Below are 19,911 nucleotides of genomic sequence, written 5' to 3'. Positions count from 1 at the left end.
TTGGTTCGGGTTTGCCTCAGCCGGCGAGGATACGCTCGATCGCCGGGCGGTTCAGCCCCTTCAGGCCGATGACGACGAGGCGCGAGCGGCGATCGTCCTCGGCCGTCCAGGCGCGGTCGTAGTAGTGGTTGACGCGCGGGCCGACGGCCTGCAGCAAAAGCCGCATCGGCTTGCCGCCGACCTCGACGAATCCCTTCACGCGCAGCACATTCTCCTGTTCGGCAGCGGTGGCGACGCGTTGTGCCAGTTCATCCGGATTGGCGATCGACGGGATGTCGATGACGAAGGAGTCAAAATCGTCGTGCTCGTGGTCGAGCTCGTCATCGTGATGGGTCTTGCGGTTCTCGATGTCGTCCTCGACGGCGAGGCCAAGGCCGAGCAGCACGGACGGGTCGACCTTGCCCTGGGCGGTCGGCACGACCTTGACGGCGCGGGCCACATGCTCGCCGATGACGGCGTTGGCGCGCGCCGAGCCGGCGGCGTCCATCAGATCGCTTTTCGACAGGATGATCAGGTCGGCGCAGGCGATCTGGTCCTCGAACACTTCTTCGACCGGATCGTCATGGTCGAGCGAGTCATCCGCCGCGCGCTGTGCCTGCAGCGCGTCCATGTCGGAAGCGACCCGGCCGTCTGCCAGCGCCGGGCCGTCGACCACGGCAATGACGCCATCGACAGTGACGCGGCTCTTCACGCTCGGCCACTGGAAGGCCTGGACCAGCGGCTTCGGCAGCGCGAGGCCTGAGGTTTCGATCAGGATGTGATCGACCTTCGGCGTCCGCGACAGGATCTGGTCGAGCGCCGGCACGAAATCGTCGGCGACGGTGCAGCAGATGCAGCCATTGGCCAGTTCGACGATGTTTTCCTCCGGGCAGGTGTCGACGCCGCAGCCTTTTAGGATCTCGCCGTCGATGCCGACATCGCCGAACTCGTTGACGATGATCGCCAGCCGCTTGCCTTTGGCGTTCTCGAGCAGGTTGCGGATCAGCGTCGTCTTTCCGGCGCCCAGGAAGCCGGTAACGACGGTGCAGGGAACACGGGAGACGGATGCGGTCATGGTCAGTCCTTCAGCAGGTCGAGGGGAGGGATGCGGGCAACAAGGCCGCGCTTCAGGGAATCGGGCCGGCCGCGCCACGGGATGAGGCCGTCGGTCGAGGTGGCGAAGAGCTTTGCGCCAGCAACGAGGTCGGCGCCGCTGGTCGCTGTCAGGTCGCCGAAGACGTAGCTCCAGCAGCCGTCACGCAGAAGCGCTGCGCTTAGGCGACGCTTGCAATTGCCGAGGCATTCGACAGTGCGGATGCGTATGTCCTGGCCGGAAGCAGCCCGGCGCGTGTCCTCGGCGAGCAGCGCGCCTGCGCGCGGATGGGCATCGGAACCCGTTTCGTCGCGGCAGGACGAGCAGACGATGACGGTCACGCCCGCCAAGGCTTCGCCGTCGTCGGACGGTATGTCCGCTCTATCAGCCGGAAAACTGCTGTCGCGCTCCAAATCAGGCTCCTTGCCCGGAAAACCCGCCAGGCGATCGGATTCATCTGTCTCAGACGGCAGGTCTCCTGGCTCGCGGGTCATCGCCTTGGTTGCCGCCTTCCCGGGACCATCCCAGTGGTTTTCGGCCGAGGCTCATCGCTTACAGTTGCGGGGACAGCCGCGGAATTGGGATTCTCGATCCCGCACCGCATTCCCTCTTGGCTCCTCCCTTTGCCGGGAGAAGACCGTCTGCGGCGGATTTAGGCTTACGGGTGTGGGCCTGTCAACGCACGTCTACGACGCGCTAAGGCCTGCCAGCGCCGGGCCGAGGTCGCCGGCCGGCGTCACTTCGATGCTCTCGAGGCCAAGCCAGCCCTGCATTCGCTTGAGCTCCTCGAAGAGTTCTGCCGCAGTTTCCGGCGGCGTATCAGCCTCAGCATAAGCGGCGTGGACGCGCAGCACGCCAGCCGGGCGGTCGGCACGGAGATCGACGCGGGCGACGATCCGGTCGCCGAGCAGGAAGGGCAGCACGTAGTAGCCGTATTGGCGCTTTTCGGCCGGCGTGTAGATCTCGATGCGGTAGCGGAAGTCGAACAGCTTTTCCGTCCGCGTGCGCTCGAAAACGACGGGATCGAACGGCGCGAGCAGGGCGCGCGCCTCGATTTTGCGCGGAAAGCGGGCGTCCTTGTGCAGGTAGGCGGGCTTGTCCCAGCCTTCGACCCGCATCGGCAGCAGATCGCCCATCTCGACCAGTTCCTCGATGCGGTCCTTCGTGTCGCCGGGGGCGAGGCGAAAATAATCGCGCAGGTCGCTGTAGGTGGCGATGCCATGCGCGCGGGCGGAAATGCGAAGCAATTCGCGATGCGCGTCCTCGACGGAGGGAACCGGCAGATCGAGCACGGCCTGCGGCAGCACGCGCTCCGGCAAATCGTAGTAGCGCTCGAAGCCGCGTCGGTAGGCGGTGGTGATGCGGCCGGCCCAGAACAGCCACTCGAAGGCGTGCTTGGCCGCGCTCCAGCCCCACCAGCCGCCATTGCCCTTGTGGCCTTCTATGTCGGAGGCGGCGATCGGCCCGCGTTCGGCGACCTCGTTGTAGACGTCGTCAATCATCTGGCGCTGCTCACGGCCCCATTTCGCCAGGCCGAGATACATTTCCTCGCCCTGTTCGGCGCGCTGCATGCGCCAGCGCAGCAGCGGCCAGGTCTCGACCGGCAGGAAGGAGGCCTCATGCGCCCAATATTCAAAGACGGTGCGCTTGCGCGTGAGCGCGGCGTTGTCGAGCAGGGAAAGCGGGTAGGGGCCGAGGCGCGAATAGAGCGGCATATAGTGCGCGCGCACCACGGCGCTGACGGAATCGATCTGCAGCAGGCCGGTGCGGGACAGCACGCGGGCGAGGTGCCGGCGGTCCGGCGTGCCGCCCGGCTGCGGGTCGGTGAAACCTTGCGCGCCGAGCGCGATGCGCCTGGCCATGGCGAGCGATATCTTTTCCTTCATCCAGAAGCCTGCCCTGATCCGTTGGCCATCCCTGATTCCGGTCATGCTAGCAGGCAAATGGCGGGAGATATGTCAGGAGAGAAAAGTGGAGTAAAAAGCGAAGGAAATCAAACAGGAGCGGGTCGGACCAGTTTCTTCCGATCTGGCGTCCAGCGCCAGGTTTTGAACAAGGTTTGACTTGCTTCGCCGAAAGCGCTGCGCTAACCCTCGCCGCGTTGCAGCATAGGCCCTTAAAACGGTTCAGCGGTGAATCTGTCACGCTTCCGCAATAGGATCGGTTGCTGTAATCAACGTGGATTGACCGCCAACGGAAAGCCGCAGCATGAACGCACTTTTGAGTTCGTATCTGCCCATCGTCCTGTTTATCGGCGTGGCGCTTGTCGTCGGCCTGGCGCTGCTTGCGGCGCCGTTCCTGGTGGCCTACCGCAACCCCGACCCGGAAAAGCTTTCCGCCTATGAATGCGGTTTCAACTCGTTCGACGACGCCCGCATGAAGTTCGACATCCGCTTCTACCTGGTGTCGATCCTGTTCATCATCTTCGATCTGGAAGTGGCCTTCCTGTTCCCCTGGGCGGTGTCCTTCTCGAAGATCGGCATGCTCGGTTTCTGGTCGATGATGGTGTTTCTGGCGGTGCTGACCATCGGCTTCGCCTATGAATGGAAAAAAGGAGCGCTGGAATGGGATTGAACGACAGTTCAGGCACCCTCGTCGCGCCGAAGCCCAAAGGCATCATCGACCCCAACACCGGCCGGCCGGTGGGGCAGGATGACCCGTTCTTCCTCGAGATCAACAACGAGCTCGCCGACAAGGGTTTTCTCGTCACCTCGACCGAGGCGCTGATCACCTGGGCGCGCAGCGGCTCGCTGATGTTCATGACCTTCGGCCTCGCCTGCTGCGCGGTCGAGATGATCCACACCTCGATGCCGCGCTATGACTCGGAGAGGTTCGGCGTCGCCCCGCGCGCGTCCCCGCGCCAGTCCGACATCATGATCGTCGCCGGCACGCTGACCAACAAGATGGCGCCGGCGCTGCGCAAGGTCTACGACCAGATGCCGGAGCCGCGCTACGTCATCTCGATGGGCTCGTGCGCCAATGGCGGCGGCTACTACCACTATTCCTATTCGGTGGTGCGCGGCTGCGACCGCGTCGTGCCCGTCGACATCTATGTGCCCGGCTGCCCGCCGAGCGCGGAAGCGCTGCTTTACGGCATTCTTCTGTTGCAGAAGAAGATCCGCCGCACCGGCACGATCGAGCGGTGAGCCGATGAGCCAGAAGCTGAACGAACTCTCCACCTATCTCGGCGAGAAGCTCACTGGCCGCATCGGCGAAGCCGTGCTGGCCTATGGCGAGCTCACGGTTTCCGTCGAGCCGGGCAGCCTGATCGAAGTGGCGACTTTCCTGCGCGACGATGCGCGTTGCCAGTTCGTCTCGTTCATCGACGTCAGCGGTGCCGACTATCCGTCGCGCGCCCGGCGCTTCGACGTCGTCTATCACCTGTTGTCGCCGAAGCAGAATGTCCGCATCCGGCTGAAGGTCCAGGCCGACGAGGAGACACTGGTTCCCTCGCTCACCGCCGTTTATCCCGGTGCCGACTGGTTCGAGCGCGAGACCTACGACCTCTATGGCGTGCTGTTCTCCGGCCATCCGGACCTGCGGCGCATCCTCACCGACTACGGTTTCGAGGGTCATCCGCTGCGCAAGGATTTCCCGCTGACCGGCTTTGTCGAGGTGCGTTACGACGACGAGGCCAAGCGCGTGATCTACGAGCCGGTCGAGCTCAAGCAGGAATTCCGCAATTTCGATTTTCTTTCCCCGTGGGAAGGCACCGACTACGTGCTGCCGGGGGATGAAAAAGCCAAGACGAATTGAGGCGCCACAATGGCTGAAACCTCCGTCCGCAACTTCAACATCAACTTCGGACCGCAGCATCCTGCGGCGCATGGTGTTTTGCGCCTGGTGCTGGAGCTGGACGGCGAGGTGGTCGACCGTGTCGATCCGCATATCGGGCTCTTGCATCGCGGCACCGAGAAGCTGATCGAGGCCAAGACCTATCTGCAGGCGGTGCCCTATCTCGACCGGCTCGACTATTGCGCGCCGATGAACCAGGAGCACGCCTTCGCGCTCGCCGCGGAGCGGCTGCTCGGCATCGAGGTGCCGAAGCGCGGCCAGCTGATCCGCGTGCTCTATTCCGAGATGGGCCGCATCATGTCGCACATCCTCAATGTGACGACGCAGGCGATGGACGTCGGCGCGCTGACGCCGCCGCTGTGGGGCTTCGTCGAACGCGAAAAGCTGATGGTGTTCTACGAGCGCGCCTCGGGTTCGCGCATGCACGCGGCCTATTTCCGCCCCGGCGGCGTGCACCAGGACCTGCCGCAGAAGCTGGTCGAGGACATCGGCAAGTGGATCGATCCGTTCCTGAAGTCGATCGACGACCTCGACGCGCTGCTCACCCCCAACCGTATCTTCAAGCAGCGCAATGTCGATATCGGCACCGTGTCGCTGGCCGATGCCTGGGCCTGGGGCTTTTCGGGCGTGATGGTGCGCGGCTCGGGCGCTGCCTGGGACCTGCGCAAGTCGCAGCCCTATGAATGCTATTCCGAGATGGATTTCGACATCCCGATCGGCAAGAACGGCGACTGCTACGACCGCTACCTCGTGCGCATGGAAGAGATGCGCCAGTCGGCGAAGATCATGCGCCAGTGCGTCGACCTGCTGCTCGGCAAGGAAGGCACCGGGCCGGTGTCGAACCTCGACGGCAAGGTGGTGCCGCCGAAGCGCGCGGCGATGAAGCGTTCGATGGAAGCGCTGATCCATCACTTCAAGCTCTACACCGAAGGCTATCGTGTGCCGGCGGGCGAGGTCTACGCGGCCGTCGAGGCGCCGAAGGGCGAGTTCGGCGTCTACTTGGTCTCCGACGGCACCAACAAGCCCTACCGCTGCAAGCTGCGCGCGCCCGGATTCGCGCATCTGCAGGCCATGGATTTCCTGTGCCGCGGCCACATGCTGGCCGACGTCACCGCCGTGCTTGGTTCGCTCGATATCGTCTTTGGTGAGGTCGATCGCTAAATGTCAGTCCGCCGTCTCGCAGATGCCAGCGTCCAGCCAGCGTCCTTCGCCTTCAACAAGGCGAATACGGCCGCGGCCAAGCAGTGGATCAAGAAATATCCGAAGGGCCGCGAGCAGTCGGCCATCATTCCGCTGCTGATGATCGCGCAGGAACAGGAAGGCTGGGTGACGAAAGCGGCGATCGAGACGATCTCCGATATGCTCGGCATGCCGCGCATCCGTGGGCTCGAGGTCGCGACCTTCTACACGCAGTACCAGCTCAATCCGGTCGGCACGCGCGCACACATCCAGGTCTGCGGCACCACGCCCTGCATGCTGCGCGGCTCGGAAGCGCTGATAGATGTCTGCCGCTCCAAGATCCACCACGACCAGTTCCACACCAATGAAAAAGGCACGCTGTCGTGGGAGGAGGTCGAATGCCTCGGCGCCTGCGTCAACGCGCCGATGGTGATGATCTTCAAGGACACGTTCGAGGATTTGACGCCGGAGCGGCTGGCCGAGATTATCGACCTCTATGAGGGCGGCAAGGGCGCCTCGGTGACGCCTGGCCCGCAGAACGGCCGCACCGGCTCGGAGCCGGCTACCGGCCTGACGACGCTGAAGAGCGAAAAGGCGATCCTGAAGTCGACGCGCGAGAAGGAAGCCAAGGCGGCGGCCAAGGCCGCCAAGGCGGCGCCGGATGCGATCATCGCGGCGCCGGTGCCGGCGCCGGCTGCTCCGGTCGCGCCCTCCAAGGCCAGCAAGCCGAAGACCGACGCGCCCGAAACCAGCCCGGCGCTGAAGACGCCGTCGCCGGTCAAGGTCGCGCCGGCCGTGGAAAGAGCGGCTAGCGTCTCAGCGCCGCGGCATTCCGCCGCCAACGCCAACAAGGCCTCGCCGGAAGTCGAGGGGGTCTCGAAGCAGCGCAACGGACCGAAGAACAAGGGCGAACCGGTTGCCGCCTTCAAGTCGCCGGAAGCCAAGCAGCCTGCCGCCGCAAAACCTTCGCTCGACGACAAGAACCGGCCCGCCGGCATAGAGCGGCCCGCCGCGGTCGACGACCTCAAGCTGATCTCCGGCGTTGGTCCGAAGATCGAGGGCACGCTGCATTCGCTCGGCATCTACACCTTCGCGCAGGTCGCGTCCTGGAAGAAGGCCGAGCGCGAATGGGTCGACGGCTACCTGAACTTCAAGGGCCGCATCGAGCGCGACGACTGGGTCAAGCAGGCGAAGGCGCTCGCCAAGGGCGGGGTCGCCGAATACATCCGCGTCTTCGGCAAGAAGCCGGTCTGAGGGACGAACCATGCTTCAGGACAAAGACCGCATCTTCACCAACATCTACGGCCTCTTCGACAAGTCGCTCAACGGCGCCATGGCGCGCGGCGCCTGGGACAACACGCCCGGCCTGGTCGCCAAGGGGCGGGAGTGGATCGTCAACGAGATGAAGGCGTCGGGCCTGCGCGGCCGCGGCGGCGCCGGCTTCCCGACCGGCCTGAAATGGTCGTTCATGCCCAAGCAGAGCGACGGCCGGCCGAGCTATCTGGTCATCAATGCCGATGAATCCGAGCCCGGCACCTGCAAGGACCGCGACATCCTGCGCAACGACCCGCACACGCTGGTCGAGGGCGCACTGCTCGCCGGCTTCGCCATGGGCGCGATCGCCGCCTACATCTATGTGCGCGGCGAGTTCATCCGCGAGCGCGAGGCGCTGCAGCGGGCGATCGACGAGGCCTACGAGGCCAAGCTGATCGGCAAGAACAACACGTCCGGCTACGACTTCGACGTCTACATGCACCACGGCGCCGGTGCCTATATCTGCGGCGAGGAGACGGCGCTGCTCGAAAGCCTCGAAGGCAAGAAGGGCCAGCCAAGGCTGAAGCCGCCGTTCCCGGCCAATGTCGGCCTCTATGGGTGCCCGACCACCGTCAACAATGTCGAGTCGATCGCGGTGGCGCCGACCATCCTGCGGCGCGGCGCTGCCTGGTTCTCGTCCTTCGGCCGGCCGAACAATGTCGGTACCAAGCTGTTCTGCGTCTCCGGCCACGTCAACAATCCGTGCACCGTCGAAGAGGCGATGTCGATCCCGTTCCGCGAACTGATCGACACGCATTGCGGCGGCATCCGCGGCGGCTGGGACAATCTGCTGGCGGTCATTCCGGGCGGCGCCTCGGTGCCGCTGGTGCCGGCCGAGCAGATCATCGACACGCCGATGGATTTCGACGCGCTGCGCGACCTGAAATCCGGCCTCGGCACGGCGGCGGTCATCGTGATGGACAAGTCGACCGATATCGTGAAGGCGATCGCCAGGCTCTCCTACTTCTACAAGCATGAGAGCTGCGGCCAGTGCACGCCGTGCCGCGAAGGCACCGGCTGGATGTGGCGGGTGATGGAGCGGCTGGTGCGCGGCGAGGCGCAGAAGCGCGAGATCGACATGCTGCTCGACGTCACCAAACAGGTCGAGGGCCACACGATCTGCGCGCTGGGCGACGCGGCGGCGTGGCCGATCCAGGGCCTGATGCGGCATTTCCGCGGCGAGGTGGAGCGCCGCATCGACGAGTTTTCGCGCAACGCGCACCGGGTCGAGCCGGTGATGGTGGCGGCGGAGTAAGGTTGGAATTGCGGGCGAAAGCCCGGCGACAGGAATAACGGGCGGGGCATACGAAGAAACGACCAGGAGCACTCGATGGCGCTGTATTCGATACCCTATGCACTGATGCCCGACATGGAACAGTTGGAGAAGATGAACCAGGATCTGACCAGGATGATGCCTAAGGAGATGGCCAGCGCCGTCAATCTCCTGGCGCACCCTGTCGCCGGAGTCGCCGCCATGTCGGCGATAAGCATCGGGCTGGCCAATCATGCCTTCGGTGTCTGGCTGGGCGCGCTTTCGGGCGCCGCAGAAGCCTCGCAGCGGCTGTTCCAGCCGATCGTCGACGATTTCGAGGCGCGGAGCGAGGAACTCGCGGAAGCCCAGAAGACCTCGTCCAAGGCGCGCAAGGCGGCAACGACGCTGATCGCCGAGGCGCAGACCTTCGCCAGGGACGTGACCGACATCGCCCAGACCAGCGTCGAGAAGGCGCAAGACACCGGCGGCGCCGACACGGTGGCCAGCAGTGCCGCGGCCGGACTGATGCCGGAGGATTTCAGGCAGCCCAAGGCCATCGACAGGCCGGTGGAGCCGGCCGACCTCAAGGCGATCTCGGGCATCGGCCCGAAGCTGGAAAAGGTGCTCAACGGCCTCGGCATCTGGTCATACGGCCAGATCGCGGCCTGGACGGCGGAAGAGATCGCCTGGGTCGAGGACTATCTGTCGCTCGCCGGCCGCGTCGGCCGCGACGACTGGACCAGCCAGGCAACGGCGCTGGCGGCCAAGGGTTGAAATTCAATGCCGGGCGCGGCTCTGGTCGCGCCCGCAAGAGGGATTGCGGGACGTCCGCAGAGGTTTGAGGCGAGATGGCAAAGCTCAAGGTCGACGGGAAAGAGATCACTGTACCCGACCACTACACGCTGCTGCAGGCGGCCGAGGACGCCGGCGCGGAAGTGCCGCGCTTCTGCTTCCATGAGCGGCTGTCGATCGCCGGCAACTGCCGCATGTGCCTGATCGAGGTGAAGGGTGGCCCGCCCAAGCCGCAGGCCTCCTGCGCCATGGGCGTGCGCGATTTGCGCCCCGGGCCGAATGGCGAGGCGCCGGAAATCTTCACCAACACGCCGATGGTCAAGAAGGCCCGCGAAGGCGTGATGGAGTTCCTGCTGATCAACCATCCGCTCGACTGCCCGATCTGCGACCAGGGCGGCGAATGCGACCTGCAGGACCAGGCGATGGCCTTCGGCGTCGATTCCTCGCGCTATCACGAGAACAAGCGCGCGGTGGAAGACAAGTATATCGGGCCGCTGGTCAAGACGGTGATGAACCGCTGCATCCACTGCACGCGCTGCGTCCGCTTCACCACCGAGGTCGCCGGCATTTCCGAACTCGGCCTGATCGGCCGCGGCGAGGATGCAGAGATCACCACCTATCTCGAGCAGGCGATGACCTCGGAGCTGCAGGGCAATGTCATTGACCTTTGCCCGGTCGGCGCGCTGACCTCCAAGCCGTTCGCCTTCCAGGCGCGGCCGTGGGAGCTGACCAAGACCGAATCCATCGACGTCATGGATGCGGTCGGCTCGGCGATCCGCGTCGACAGCCGCGGTCGCGAGGTGATGCGCATCCTGCCGCGCGTCAACGAGGCGGTGAACGAGGAATGGATCTCGGACAAGACCCGCTTCATCTGGGACGGCCTGCGCACGCAGCGCCTCGACCGCCCCTATGTGCGCAAGGATGGCAAGCTCGTTGCGGCAAGCTGGGCGGAAGCCTTCGCTGCGATCAAGGACGAGGTGGGCAAGACGGCGTCCGAGCGGATCGGCGCCATTGCCGGCGATCTCGCCGCGGTCGAGGAAATCTATGCGCTGAAGCTTCTGATGGCGGCGCTCGGCTCGAAGAATACCGACTGTCGCCAGGACGGCGCCGCGCTCGATCCCTCGCTCGGACGCGCCAGCTACATCTTCAACCCGACCATCGAGGGCATCGAGCAGGCCGACGCGGTGCTGATCATCGGCGCCAATCCGCGCTTCGAGGCCTCGGTGCTCAATGCCCGCATCCGCAAGCGCTGGCGCATCGGTAACCTGCCGGTCGGCGTCATCGGCGAGGTCGGCGACACGCGCTACGACTATGAGCAGATCGGCGCCGGTCCGGAATCGCTGAAGGACCTGGCCGACGGCAACGGCAAGTTCTTCCAGGTGCTGAAGAAGGCGACGCATCCGCTGATCATCGTCGGCCAGGGCGCGCTGGCGCGCGCCGACGGCGCGGCCGTGCTCGGCCAGGCGGCCAGGCTCGCCGCGTCCGTCAATGCCGCCCGCGCCGACTGGAACGGTTTTGCCGTGCTCCACAATGCCGCCGGCCGCGTCGGCGGCCTCGACCTCGGCTTCGTGCCGGGCGAGGGCGGCAAGGGCGTCGCTGCCATGCTCGGCGAGACGGACGTGCTGTTCCTGCTCGGCGCCGACGAGATCGACATGGCCAAGACCGGCGGCGCGTTCGTCGTCTATGTCGGCACGCATGGCGACGCCGGCGCGCACCGCGCCAACGTCATCCTGCCAGCCGCCGCCTACACCGAAAAGTCCGGCACCTACGTCAACACCGAAGGCCGCGTGCAGCAGACCAATCGCGCCGGCTTCGCGCCCGGCGACGCGCGCGAGGACTGGGCGATCCTGAGGGCGCTGTCGGATGTGCTCGGCAAGAAGCTGCCCTTCGATTCGCTGCCGCAGCTGCGCGCCAGGCTCTATGGCGAATATCCGCATCTTGCCCGCATCGACCAGGTTCTGGCCGGCAGCGCCGACGACGTTGCCAAGGTGGCGAAGCTCGGCGGTCGGCTGAACAAGGGCACCTTCACCTCGCCGGTGAAGGATTTCTACCTGACCAACCCGATCGCGCGGGCCTCTGCCGTGATGGCGGAATGCTCGGCGCTGGCCAAGAGCGGCTTCAAGCAGGCGGCGGAATAAGCATGGAAACCTTCTTCTCCTTCTACGTGCTGCCGGCGCTGCTGATCCTGCTGAAGTCGGTCGTGCTGATCGTCGTGCTGCTGATCTTCGTCGCCTACATCCTCTACGCCGACCGCAAGATCTGGGCGGCGGTGCAGTTGCGCCGCGGTCCGAACGTGGTCGGCCCCTGGGGCACGCTGCAGGCCTTCGCCGACCTGTTGAAGTTCGTCTTCAAGGAGCCGGTGATCCCGTCAGGCGCCAACAAGGGCGTCTTCCTGCTGGCGCCGCTGGTGTCGGCGGTGCTGGCGATCTCGGCCTGGGCGGTCATTCCGGTCAACGAGGGCTGGGCGATCGCCAACGTCAATGTCGGCATCCTCTACGTCTTCGCCATCTCCTCGCTCGAGGTCTATGGCGTGATCATGGGCGGCTGGGCGTCCAATTCGAAATATCCGTTCCTCGGCGCGCTGCGCTCGGCCGCGCAGATGGTGTCCTACGAAGTCTCGATCGGCTTCGTCATCGTCACCGTGCTGCTTTGCGTCGGCTCGCTCAACCTGTCCGACATCGTCATGTCGCAGCATGATGGGCTCGGCACGCGGCTTGGCCTGCCCAACACCTTCCTCGACTGGCACTGGCTGTCGCTGTTCCCGATGTTCGTCATCTTCTTCATCTCGGCGCTGGCCGAGACGAACCGCCCGCCCTTCGACCTGGTGGAGGCCGAATCGGAACTTGTCGCCGGCCACATGGTCGAATATTCGTCGACGCCGTTCCTGCTCTTCTTCCTCGGCGAATATGTCGCCATCGTCCTGATGTGCGCGCTGGCCACCATACTGTTCCTCGGCGGCTGGCTGCCTCCGTTCGACTTCGCCCCCTTCACCTGGGTGCCGGGGCTGATCTGGTTCGTGCTCAAGGTCTGCCTGGTGTTCTTCGGCATTTCCATGGTCAAGGCGTTCGTGCCGCGTTACCGCTACGACCAGCTGATGCGGCTGGGCTGGAAGGTCTTCCTGCCGATCTCGCTGTTCATGGTCATCGCCACCGCGGCCTTCCTCAAGCTCACGGGATTTGCGTGATGTCCGCTCTCGCCCAAGCCGCAAAGGCGCTGCTGCTGAAGGATTTCGTCAGCGCTTTCTTCCTGTCGATGCGCCAGTTCTTCGCGCCGAAGGAGACGATCAACTATCCGCACGAGAAGGGGCCGATCAGCCCGCGCTTCCGCGGCGAGCATGCGCTGCGCCGCTATCCGAACGGCGAGGAACGCTGCATCGCCTGCAAGCTGTGCGAGGCGATCTGCCCGGCGCAGGCCATCACCATCGAGGCCGGCCCGCGCCGCAACGACGGCACGCGCCGCACTGTGCGCTACGACATCGACATGGTGAAGTGCATTTATTGCGGCTTCTGCCAGGAGGCTTGCCCGGTCGACGCCATCGTCGAAGGGCCGAATTTCGAATTCGCGACGGAGACGCGCGAGGAGCTTTACTACGACAAGGACAGGCTGCTCGCGAACGGCGACCGGTGGGAGCGCGAACTGGCGCGCAACATCGCGCTGGACTCGCCCTATCGCTGACATTTGACGCATGGACGGGGCGAGGGGCCTCGTCTAAGGAACACGCGGCTTCGCAACCGGAGGCGGAAACGAAGCCAGAAAGAGCAAACAGGACGAACGTCCTGTTTGGACAGGAACCCGGGGGAACCCCATGCTGAGTGGACTAGAGGCGGCTTTCTTCTACCTCTTCGCCTTTGTCGCGGTGGCGTCGGCGTTCATGGTCATTTCGTCGCGCAACCCCGTGCATTCGGTGCTGTTCCTGATCCTGACCTTCTTCAACGCCGCCGGCCTGTTCATGCTGACCGGCGCCGAGTTCCTGGCGATGATCCTGCTCGTCGTTTATGTCGGTGCGGTCATGGTGCTGTTCCTGTTCGTCGTTATGATGCTCGACGTCGACTTCGCCGAGATGAAGGAAGGCGCGCTGCAATACGCCCCGATCGGCGCGCTCGTCGGGCTGATCCTGGCGGCGGAGCTGATCGTGGTGCTCGGCGGCTACACTTTCGCGCCGCAGCTGGCCTCGACGGTGGCCAAGCCCATTCCGGATCTCGCCCAGCGCACCAACACCGCCGCGCTCGGCGACATCCTCTACACGGACTACCTCTATTACTTCCAGATCGCCGGCCTCGTGCTGCTGGTCGCCATGATCGGCGCCATCGTGCTGACGCTGCGCCACAAGCCGGGCGTCAAGCGGCAGTCGATCGCAGCCCAGGTCGGCCGCACGCCGGCGACGGGCATGGAAATCCGCAAGGTCAAATCGGGCGAGGGCATCTGAGATGGTCGTCGGCATCGCGCACTACCTCACCGTATCGGCGATCCTGTTCACGCTCGGCGTGTTCGGCATCTTCCTGAACCGCAAGAACGTCATCGTCATCCTGATGTCGGTCGAACTGATCCTGCTGGCGGTCAACATCAATTTCGTCGCCTTCTCGGCGGCGCTCGGCGATCTCGTCGGACAGGTGTTCGCGCTGTTCGTGCTGACGGTCGCCGCGGCCGAGGCCGCGATCGGTCTTGCCATTCTCGTCGTCTTCTTCCGCAACCGCGGCTCGATCGCGGTCGAAGACGTCAACATGATGAAGGGTTGACGGGACAGTCATGTATCAAGCGATCGTCTTCCTTCCGCTACTCGGCTTCCTGATCGTCGGCCTGTTCGGCACGTCGCTCGGCGCCAAGGCGTCCGAATACATCACCTCCGGCTTCCTGGTGATCTCGGCCGTGCTGTCGTGGATCGCCTTCTTCTCGGTCGGCTTCGGCGAAGGCGAGGTGTTCACCGTGCCGGTGCTGCGCTGGATCCAGTCGGGCGGGCTCGACGCGTCCTGGGCGCTCAGGATCGACACGCTGACGGTGGTGATGCTGGTCGTCGTCAACACCGTGTCGGCGCTGGTCCACATCTACTCGATCGGCTACATGCACCACGATCCGAACCGGCCGCGTTTCTTCGCCTATCTGTCGCTGTTCACCTTCGCCATGCTGATGCTGGTGACGGCCGACAATCTGGTGCAGATGTTCTTCGGCTGGGAAGGCGTGGGTCTCGCCTCCTACCTGCTGATCGGCTTCTGGTACAAGAAGCCGTCGGCCAACGCCGCGGCGATCAAGGCTTTCGTCGTCAACCGCGTCGGCGATTTCGGCTTCGCGCTCGGCATCTTCGGCGTCTTCGTGCTGTTCGGCTCGGTCAATCTCGGCACCATCTTCGCCAATGCGGCGAGCTTCGTTCCGGCGGAGGGCGCCGAGCACGGCGCCGCCGTGCTCACCTTCCTTGGCTATGCTCTCGACAAGCACTCGGCGATGACCGTGGTCTGCCTGCTGCTCTTCATGGGCGCGATGGGCAAGTCGGCGCAGGTGCCGCTGCACACCTGGCTGCCCGACGCCATGGAAGGCCCGACGCCGGTCTCGGCGCTGATCCATGCCGCCACCATGGTGACGGCGGGCGTGTTCATGCTGGCCCGGCTGTCGCCGCTGTTCGAGCTGTCGCATTCGGCGCTGACGGTCGTCACCTTCATCGGCGCGTTCACCGCCTTCTTCGCGGCCACGGTCGGCCTGGTCCAGAACGACATCAAGCGCGTCATCGCCTATTCGACCTGCTCGCAGCTCGGCTACATGTTCGTGGCGCTCGGCGTCGGGGCCTATGGCGCGGCGATCTTCCATCTGTTCACGCACGCCTTCTTCAAGGCACTGTTGTTCCTCGGTTCGGGCTCGGTGATCCACGCCGTGTCCGACGAGCAGGACATGCGCAACATGGGCGGCCTGAGGACGCTCATTCCGAAGACCTACTGGATGATGGTGATCGGCACGCTGGCGCTGACCGGCGTCGGCATTCCGGTGACGGTCATCGGCACCGCCGGCTTCTTCTCCAAGGACGCCATCATCGAGAGCGCCTTTGCCAGCCACAATCTGTTCGCCGGCACCGCTTTCGTGCTGCTGGTCGTCGCCGCAGCCTTCACGTCCTTCTACTCCTGGCGGCTGATTTTCATGACCTTCCACGGCCAGCCGCGCGCCAGCCACGAGGTCATGCACCATGTCCATGAATCGCCGCCGGTGATGCTGGTGCCGCTGTTCATCCTGGCGGTGGGCGCGCTGTTTGCCGGCATCATCTTCCATGGCGCCTTCATCGGCGAGGGCTATGGCGAGTTCTGGAAGGCATCGCTGTTCACGCTGCCGGACAATCACATCCTGCACGAGATCCACGAACTGCCGCTGTGGGTCGAACTGGCGCCGTTCATCGCCATGGTCATCGGCTTCGCGGTTGCCTGGAAGTTCTACATCCGCTCGCCGGAATTGCCCGCCAGCGTCGCCGCCAACCATCGCCTGCTCTACGCCTTCCTGCTCAACAAGTGGTATTTCGACGAGCTCTACGACGTCCTGTTCGTGCGGCCGGCGAAACGCCTCGGCAGGTTCCTGTGGAAGACCGGCGACGGCGCCATCATCGACGGGCTCGGGCCTGACGGGGTCTCGGCGCGCGTCGTCGATGTCACCAACCGCGTCGTCAAGCTGCAGACCGGCTACCTCTACCACTACGCCTTCGCCATGCTGATCGGCGTTGCCGCACTCGTCACCTGGATGATGCTCTGATGACCGCCTGGCCAATCCTCTCGCTGGTCACCTTCCTGCCGCTGGTAGGGGTGCTGCTCATCCTGTTCATAAACGACGACAGCGAAAACGCGCGCCGCAACATCCGCGCCATCGCGCTGTGGACGACGAGCATCACCTTCGTCATCTCGCTGTTCATCTGGAAGGGTTTTGACAATTCGCAGGCCGGCTTCCAGTTCGTCGAGAAGGCCGCCTGGCTGGATTCGGGCATTTCCTACCACATGGGCGTCGACGGCATCTCGATGCTGTTCGTCATCCTGACCACCTTCCTGATGCCGCTCTGCATCCTGGCGTCGTGGGAAGCGATAGACAAGCGGGTCAAGGCCTACATGATCGCCTTCCTGCTCCTGGAAACGCTGATGATCGGCGTCTTCTGCGCGCTCGACATCGTGCTGTTCTACGTCTTCTTCGAAGCCGGCCTGATCCCGATGTTCATCATCATCGGCGTCTGGGGCGGCAAGCGGCGCGTCTACGCCTCGTTCAAGTTCTTCCTCTACACGCTCGCCGGCTCGGTGCTGATGCTGCTCGCCATCATGGCGATGTTCTACCAGTCCGGCACCACCGACATCACGACGCTTTTGACGCACAACTTCCCGGCCAACATGCAGACCTGGCTGTGGCTCGCCTTCTTCGCCTCCTTCGCGGTGAAGATGCCGATGTGGCCGGTGCACACCTGGCTGCCGGACGCGCACGTCGAGGCGCCGACGGCGGGCTCGGTGATCCTGGCCGCGATCCTCCTGAAGATGGGCGGGTACGGCTTCCTGCGTTTCTCGCTGCCGATGTTCCCGCTGGCGTCCGAGATGTTCGCGCCGCTGGTATTCACGCTCTCGGTCGTCGCCATCATCTACACCTCGCTGGTGGCGCTGATGCAGGAGGACATGAAGAAGCTGATCGCCTATTCGTCGGTCGCCCATATGGGCTTCGTCACCATGGGCATCTTCGCCATGAACCAGGAAGGCGTGCAGGGCGCGATCTTCCAGATGCTCAGCCACGGCCTCGTCTCCGGCGCGCTGTTCCTGTGCGTCGGCGTCATCTACGACCGCATGCACACGCGCGAGATCGACGCCTATGGCGGGCTGGTCAACAACATGCCGAAATATGCCACCGTGTTCATGGTCTTCACCATGGCCAATGTCGGCCTGCCCGGCACCAGCGGCTTCGTCGGCGAATTCCTGACCATGCTCGGCGTGTTCCGGGTCAACACCTGGGTGGCGTTCTTCGCGGCCACCGGCGTCATCCTGTCGGCGGCCTACGCGCTCTGGCTCTACCGCCGGGTGATCTTCGGTTCGCTGACCAAGGACAGCCTGAAGGGCCTGCTGGACCTGTCGACGCGCGAGAAGGCGATCATCTACCCGCTGGTGGTGCTGGTCATCTTCTTCGGCGTCTATCCCGCGCCCGTCTTCGACGCCACGGCCGCATCGGTCAAGGCGCTCGTCACCAATGTCACCGCATCCATCGGCTCCGCGCAGACCGCGGCGGCGAACTGACCAGGGGTTTTGCGAACCATGACGCCGGACCTTCTCTCCAGCTTTTCGCTCTCGACGCCGGAGCTGATCCTCGCCATCGGCGCGCTAGCGCTGCTGATGGTGGGCGCCTATTCGCGCTCCAACACCACCATGACGGTGACCGGCCTTGCCGTCGCCATACTGGTGCTCGCCGGCTTCTGGGTCGCCTCTTCCGGCGGGCAGGGCACGGCTTACGGCGGCGCTTTCGTCCAGGATACCTTCGCCCGCTTCATGAAGCTGCTGGCGCTGATCGGCTCGGCGGTGACGCTGGTCATGTCGATGCGCTTCGCCAAGCAGGAGCATTTCGACAAGTTCGAGTATCCGGTGCTGATCCTGCTCTGCACGCTGGGCATGATGCTGATGATCTCGGCCAACGGCATGATCGGGCTCTATCTCGGCCTCGAACTCCAGTCGCTGGCGATCTATGTGTTGGCGGCGATCAACCGCGACAGCGTCCGCTCGACCGAGGCGGGCCTCAAATATTTCGTGCTCGGCGCGCTGTCGTCGGGCATGCTGCTCTACGGCATCTCGCTGATCTACGGCTACACCGGCAACACCGGCTTCCAGGAGATCGCGACAGCGCTCGGCAGCGGCGAGCGCCAGCTTGGCCTCGTCTTCGGCCTGGTGTTCGTGCTGGCCGGCCTTGCCTTCAAGATCTCGGCGGTGCCGTTCCACATGTGGACGCCGGACGTCTATGAGGGCGCGCCGACCCCGGTGACGGCCTTCCTGGCGGCGGCCCCCAAGATGGCGGCGATGGCGCTGATCGTGCGCGTCACCATGGGCGCGTTCAAGCCGATCGCCGCGGACTGGCAGCAGATCATCGTCTTCATCTCGATCGCCTCGATGGCGCTCGGCGCCTTCGCGGCCATCGGCCAGACCAACATCAAGCGGCTGATGGCCTATTCTTCGATCGGTCACATGGGCTACGCGCTGGTCGGCCTCGCCGCCAACAGCCAGGCCGGCGTGCGCGGCGTCGCCATCTACATGCTGATCTATCTGGTGATGACGCTCGGCACCTTCGCCTTCATCCTCGCCATGCGGCGCAAGGAGGGCAATGTCGAGCAGATCAGCGATCTCGCCGGGCTCGCCTCGACCAACCCGATCATGGCGACGATCCTCACCATCCTGATGTTCTCGCTGGCCGGCATTCCGCCGCTCGCCGGCTTCTGGGGGAAGTGGTACGTCTTCCTCGCCGCCATCAACGCAGGCCTCTACGCGCTGGCGATCATCGGCGTGCTGGCCTCGGTGGTGGGCGCCTACTATTATCTGCGCATCATCAAGATCATGTGGTTCGACGAGCCGGTCGGCGGCTTCGTGCCGATGGCCAGCGAACTGCGCCTCGTGCTTGGCGTCAGCGGCGCCTTCGTGCTGTTCTACGTGCTGATCGGCGGGCCGATCGGCACCTATGCCGAAGCCGCGGCGAAGACCTTCTTCTGACGGGATGGCGTTTCGGCTGGCTCCAACCGCGGCGTCGGAAGGGTTCCGGCTCGAAGCCCATGATACGGTCGGCTCCACCAACGCGCTGGCGCTTGCCCATGCGCGGGCCGGCGATCCGGGCAAGCTGTGGGTCGTTTCCAAAAAGCAGGAAAGCGGGCGCGGCCGGCGGGGCCGGACCTGGGCGACGCCCGAGGGCAACCTGGCCGCGACATTGCTCATCGTCAGCGGCGGCGAATTGCGGCTCGCCGCGACGCTCGGCTTCGTCGCCGGACTGGCGCTTGCCGATGCGCTCGATGCCGTCGTACCGCAAGGCAGGATCGCGATCGGCGTTGACGGCGCAAGCCAGGGCAAGAACCGCTTCGAGCTGAAATGGCCGAACGACGTGCTTGCCTCCGGCGCCAAGCTCGCCGGCATCCTGCTGGAATCGGCGCTGCTCGAAGGCGATCGCTTTGCGGTGGCGGTCGGCATCGGCGTCAATGTGGTGGCATATCCCGAGGATTTGCCGTATCCGGCGACATCGCTGCGCGCGCTTGGCGCGAATTGCGATGCCGAGACCCTGTTTCTGGCGCTGTCGGATGCCTGGAACGAGAATGCCCGGCTGTGGGACGACGGGCGCGGGCTTGCCGCCATCAGGCGGCGCTGGCTGGCGCGCGCGGCGGGGCTGGGCGGCGAAGTTGCTGTCAGGGTTGACGGTAATGTGGTGCGCGGCACGTTCGAGACCATTGACGAGGACTGCCGTTTCGTGATCCGCGACGATGCGGGAACTGTCGTGACGATCGCCGCCGGCGACGTGCATTTCGGCGCCGTCGCGTCGGCCCGGGTTTGAC

19 protein-coding genes and 1 riboswitch are annotated in these 19,911 nt (G+C 64.8%); of the genes, 16 read left to right on the top strand and 3 right to left on the bottom strand.

Going from position 1 to position 19,911, the window contains the following annotated elements; all coding sequences use genetic code 11:
* Nucleotides 1–16: 16 nt before the first annotated feature.
* The 3 genes from cobW to PU724_RS24060 form a co-directional block, all read right to left on the bottom strand.
* A complete protein-coding gene (cobW, locus tag PU724_RS24070; RefSeq protein ID WP_292169099.1) occupies nt 17–1,054 on the bottom strand; it encodes a cobalamin biosynthesis protein CobW in 1,038 nt (345 codons plus the stop codon).
* A gap of 2 nt (nt 1,055–1,056) precedes the next feature.
* Complete coding sequence (locus tag PU724_RS24065; protein ID WP_354424067.1) at nt 1,057–1,485, bottom strand: DUF1636 family protein; 429 nt, start codon at nt 1,483–1,485, stop codon at nt 1,057–1,059.
* A 38-nt stretch (nt 1,486–1,523) separates the two neighbouring features.
* Nucleotides 1,524–1,729: riboswitch (cobalamin riboswitch) on the bottom strand.
* A gap of 29 nt (nt 1,730–1,758) precedes the next feature.
* On the bottom strand, nt 1,759–2,958 hold the full coding sequence (locus PU724_RS24060; protein ID WP_354424065.1) for a winged helix-turn-helix domain-containing protein: 1,200 nt from the start codon (nt 2,956–2,958) through the stop codon (nt 1,759–1,761).
* A 322-nt stretch (nt 2,959–3,280) separates the two neighbouring features.
* Between PU724_RS24060 and PU724_RS24055 the strand changes: the two genes are divergently transcribed.
* The 16 genes from PU724_RS24055 to PU724_RS23980 all read left to right on the top strand — a co-directional run bounded on the left by PU724_RS24055 (nt 3,281) and on the right by PU724_RS23980 (nt 19,910).
* Nucleotides 3,281–3,646 (top strand): NADH-quinone oxidoreductase subunit A, encoded by a 366-nt coding sequence (locus tag PU724_RS24055; RefSeq protein ID WP_010910112.1) that lies wholly within the window; start codon nt 3,281–3,283, stop codon nt 3,644–3,646.
* Nucleotides 3,637–4,218: a NuoB/complex I 20 kDa subunit family protein gene (locus PU724_RS24050; protein ID WP_126054018.1), complete on the top strand. Its 582-nt coding sequence runs from the start codon at nt 3,637–3,639 to the stop codon at nt 4,216–4,218. The genes PU724_RS24055 and PU724_RS24050 overlap by 10 nt, the downstream gene beginning before the upstream one ends.
* A 4-nt stretch (nt 4,219–4,222) precedes the next feature.
* Nucleotides 4,223–4,828 (top strand): NADH-quinone oxidoreductase subunit C, encoded by a 606-nt coding sequence (locus PU724_RS24045; RefSeq protein ID WP_292169095.1) that lies wholly within the window; start codon nt 4,223–4,225, stop codon nt 4,826–4,828.
* 9 nt (nt 4,829–4,837) lie between these two features.
* A complete protein-coding gene (locus PU724_RS24040) occupies nt 4,838–6,028 on the top strand; it encodes an NADH-quinone oxidoreductase subunit D (RefSeq protein WP_127286224.1) in 1,191 nt (396 codons plus the stop codon).
* Entirely contained in the window at nt 6,029–7,300 is a 1,272-nt protein-coding gene (locus tag PU724_RS24035; RefSeq protein ID WP_354424059.1) for an NADH-quinone oxidoreductase subunit E, read from the top strand.
* Nucleotides 7,301–7,310: 10 nt separating this feature from the next.
* Nucleotides 7,311–8,615: an NADH-quinone oxidoreductase subunit NuoF gene (nuoF, locus tag PU724_RS24030; RefSeq protein ID WP_127392362.1), complete on the top strand. Its 1,305-nt coding sequence runs from the start codon at nt 7,311–7,313 to the stop codon at nt 8,613–8,615.
* Nucleotides 8,616–8,690: 75 nt separating this feature from the next.
* On the top strand, nt 8,691–9,386 hold the full coding sequence (locus PU724_RS24025) for an NADH-quinone oxidoreductase subunit E (RefSeq protein WP_354424057.1): 696 nt from the start codon (nt 8,691–8,693) through the stop codon (nt 9,384–9,386).
* A 74-nt stretch (nt 9,387–9,460) separates the two neighbouring features.
* Nucleotides 9,461–11,542, top strand: a complete 2,082-nt coding sequence (gene nuoG / locus PU724_RS24020) for an NADH-quinone oxidoreductase subunit NuoG (RefSeq protein WP_354424055.1) — start codon at nt 9,461–9,463, stop codon at nt 11,540–11,542.
* Nucleotides 11,543–11,544: 2 nt separating this feature from the next.
* Nucleotides 11,545–12,588 carry an NADH-quinone oxidoreductase subunit NuoH gene (gene nuoH, locus PU724_RS24015; protein WP_127284944.1) on the top strand — a complete coding sequence of 348 codons (1,044 nt, stop codon included), beginning with the start codon at nt 11,545–11,547 and terminating at the stop codon, nt 12,586–12,588.
* Nucleotides 12,588–13,079, top strand: a complete 492-nt coding sequence (gene nuoI / locus PU724_RS24010; RefSeq protein WP_127284943.1) for an NADH-quinone oxidoreductase subunit NuoI — start codon at nt 12,588–12,590, stop codon at nt 13,077–13,079. The genes nuoH and nuoI overlap by 1 nt, the downstream gene beginning before the upstream one ends.
* A 130-nt stretch (nt 13,080–13,209) precedes the next feature.
* Nucleotides 13,210–13,830: an NADH-quinone oxidoreductase subunit J gene (locus PU724_RS24005; protein ID WP_126054028.1), complete on the top strand. Its 621-nt coding sequence runs from the start codon at nt 13,210–13,212 to the stop codon at nt 13,828–13,830.
* Nucleotide 13,831: 1 nt separating this feature from the next.
* A complete protein-coding gene (gene nuoK / locus PU724_RS24000) occupies nt 13,832–14,140 on the top strand; it encodes an NADH-quinone oxidoreductase subunit NuoK (protein ID WP_019858930.1) in 309 nt (102 codons plus the stop codon).
* A gap of 10 nt (nt 14,141–14,150) precedes the next feature.
* Entirely contained in the window at nt 14,151–16,124 is a 1,974-nt protein-coding gene (gene nuoL / locus PU724_RS23995) for an NADH-quinone oxidoreductase subunit L (RefSeq protein WP_354424050.1), read from the top strand.
* Complete coding sequence (locus tag PU724_RS23990) at nt 16,124–17,629, top strand: NADH-quinone oxidoreductase subunit M (protein WP_127309014.1); 1,506 nt, start codon at nt 16,124–16,126, stop codon at nt 17,627–17,629. Before nuoL ends, PU724_RS23990 begins: the two co-directional genes overlap by 1 nt.
* An 18-nt stretch (nt 17,630–17,647) precedes the next feature.
* Complete coding sequence (gene nuoN / locus PU724_RS23985; protein ID WP_354424049.1) at nt 17,648–19,084, top strand: NADH-quinone oxidoreductase subunit NuoN; 1,437 nt, start codon at nt 17,648–17,650, stop codon at nt 19,082–19,084.
* Nucleotides 19,085–19,088: 4 nt separating this feature from the next.
* On the top strand, nt 19,089–19,910 hold the full coding sequence (locus PU724_RS23980) for a biotin--[acetyl-CoA-carboxylase] ligase (RefSeq protein ID WP_128273502.1): 822 nt from the start codon (nt 19,089–19,091) through the stop codon (nt 19,908–19,910).
* Nucleotide 19,911: the final 1 nt, after the last annotated feature.

Source organism: Mesorhizobium abyssinicae (assembly GCF_049887195.1).
GTDB lineage: Bacteria > Pseudomonadota > Alphaproteobacteria > Rhizobiales > Rhizobiaceae > Mesorhizobium > Mesorhizobium abyssinicae.
This window is presented reverse-complemented; position numbering and strand designations above follow the sequence as displayed.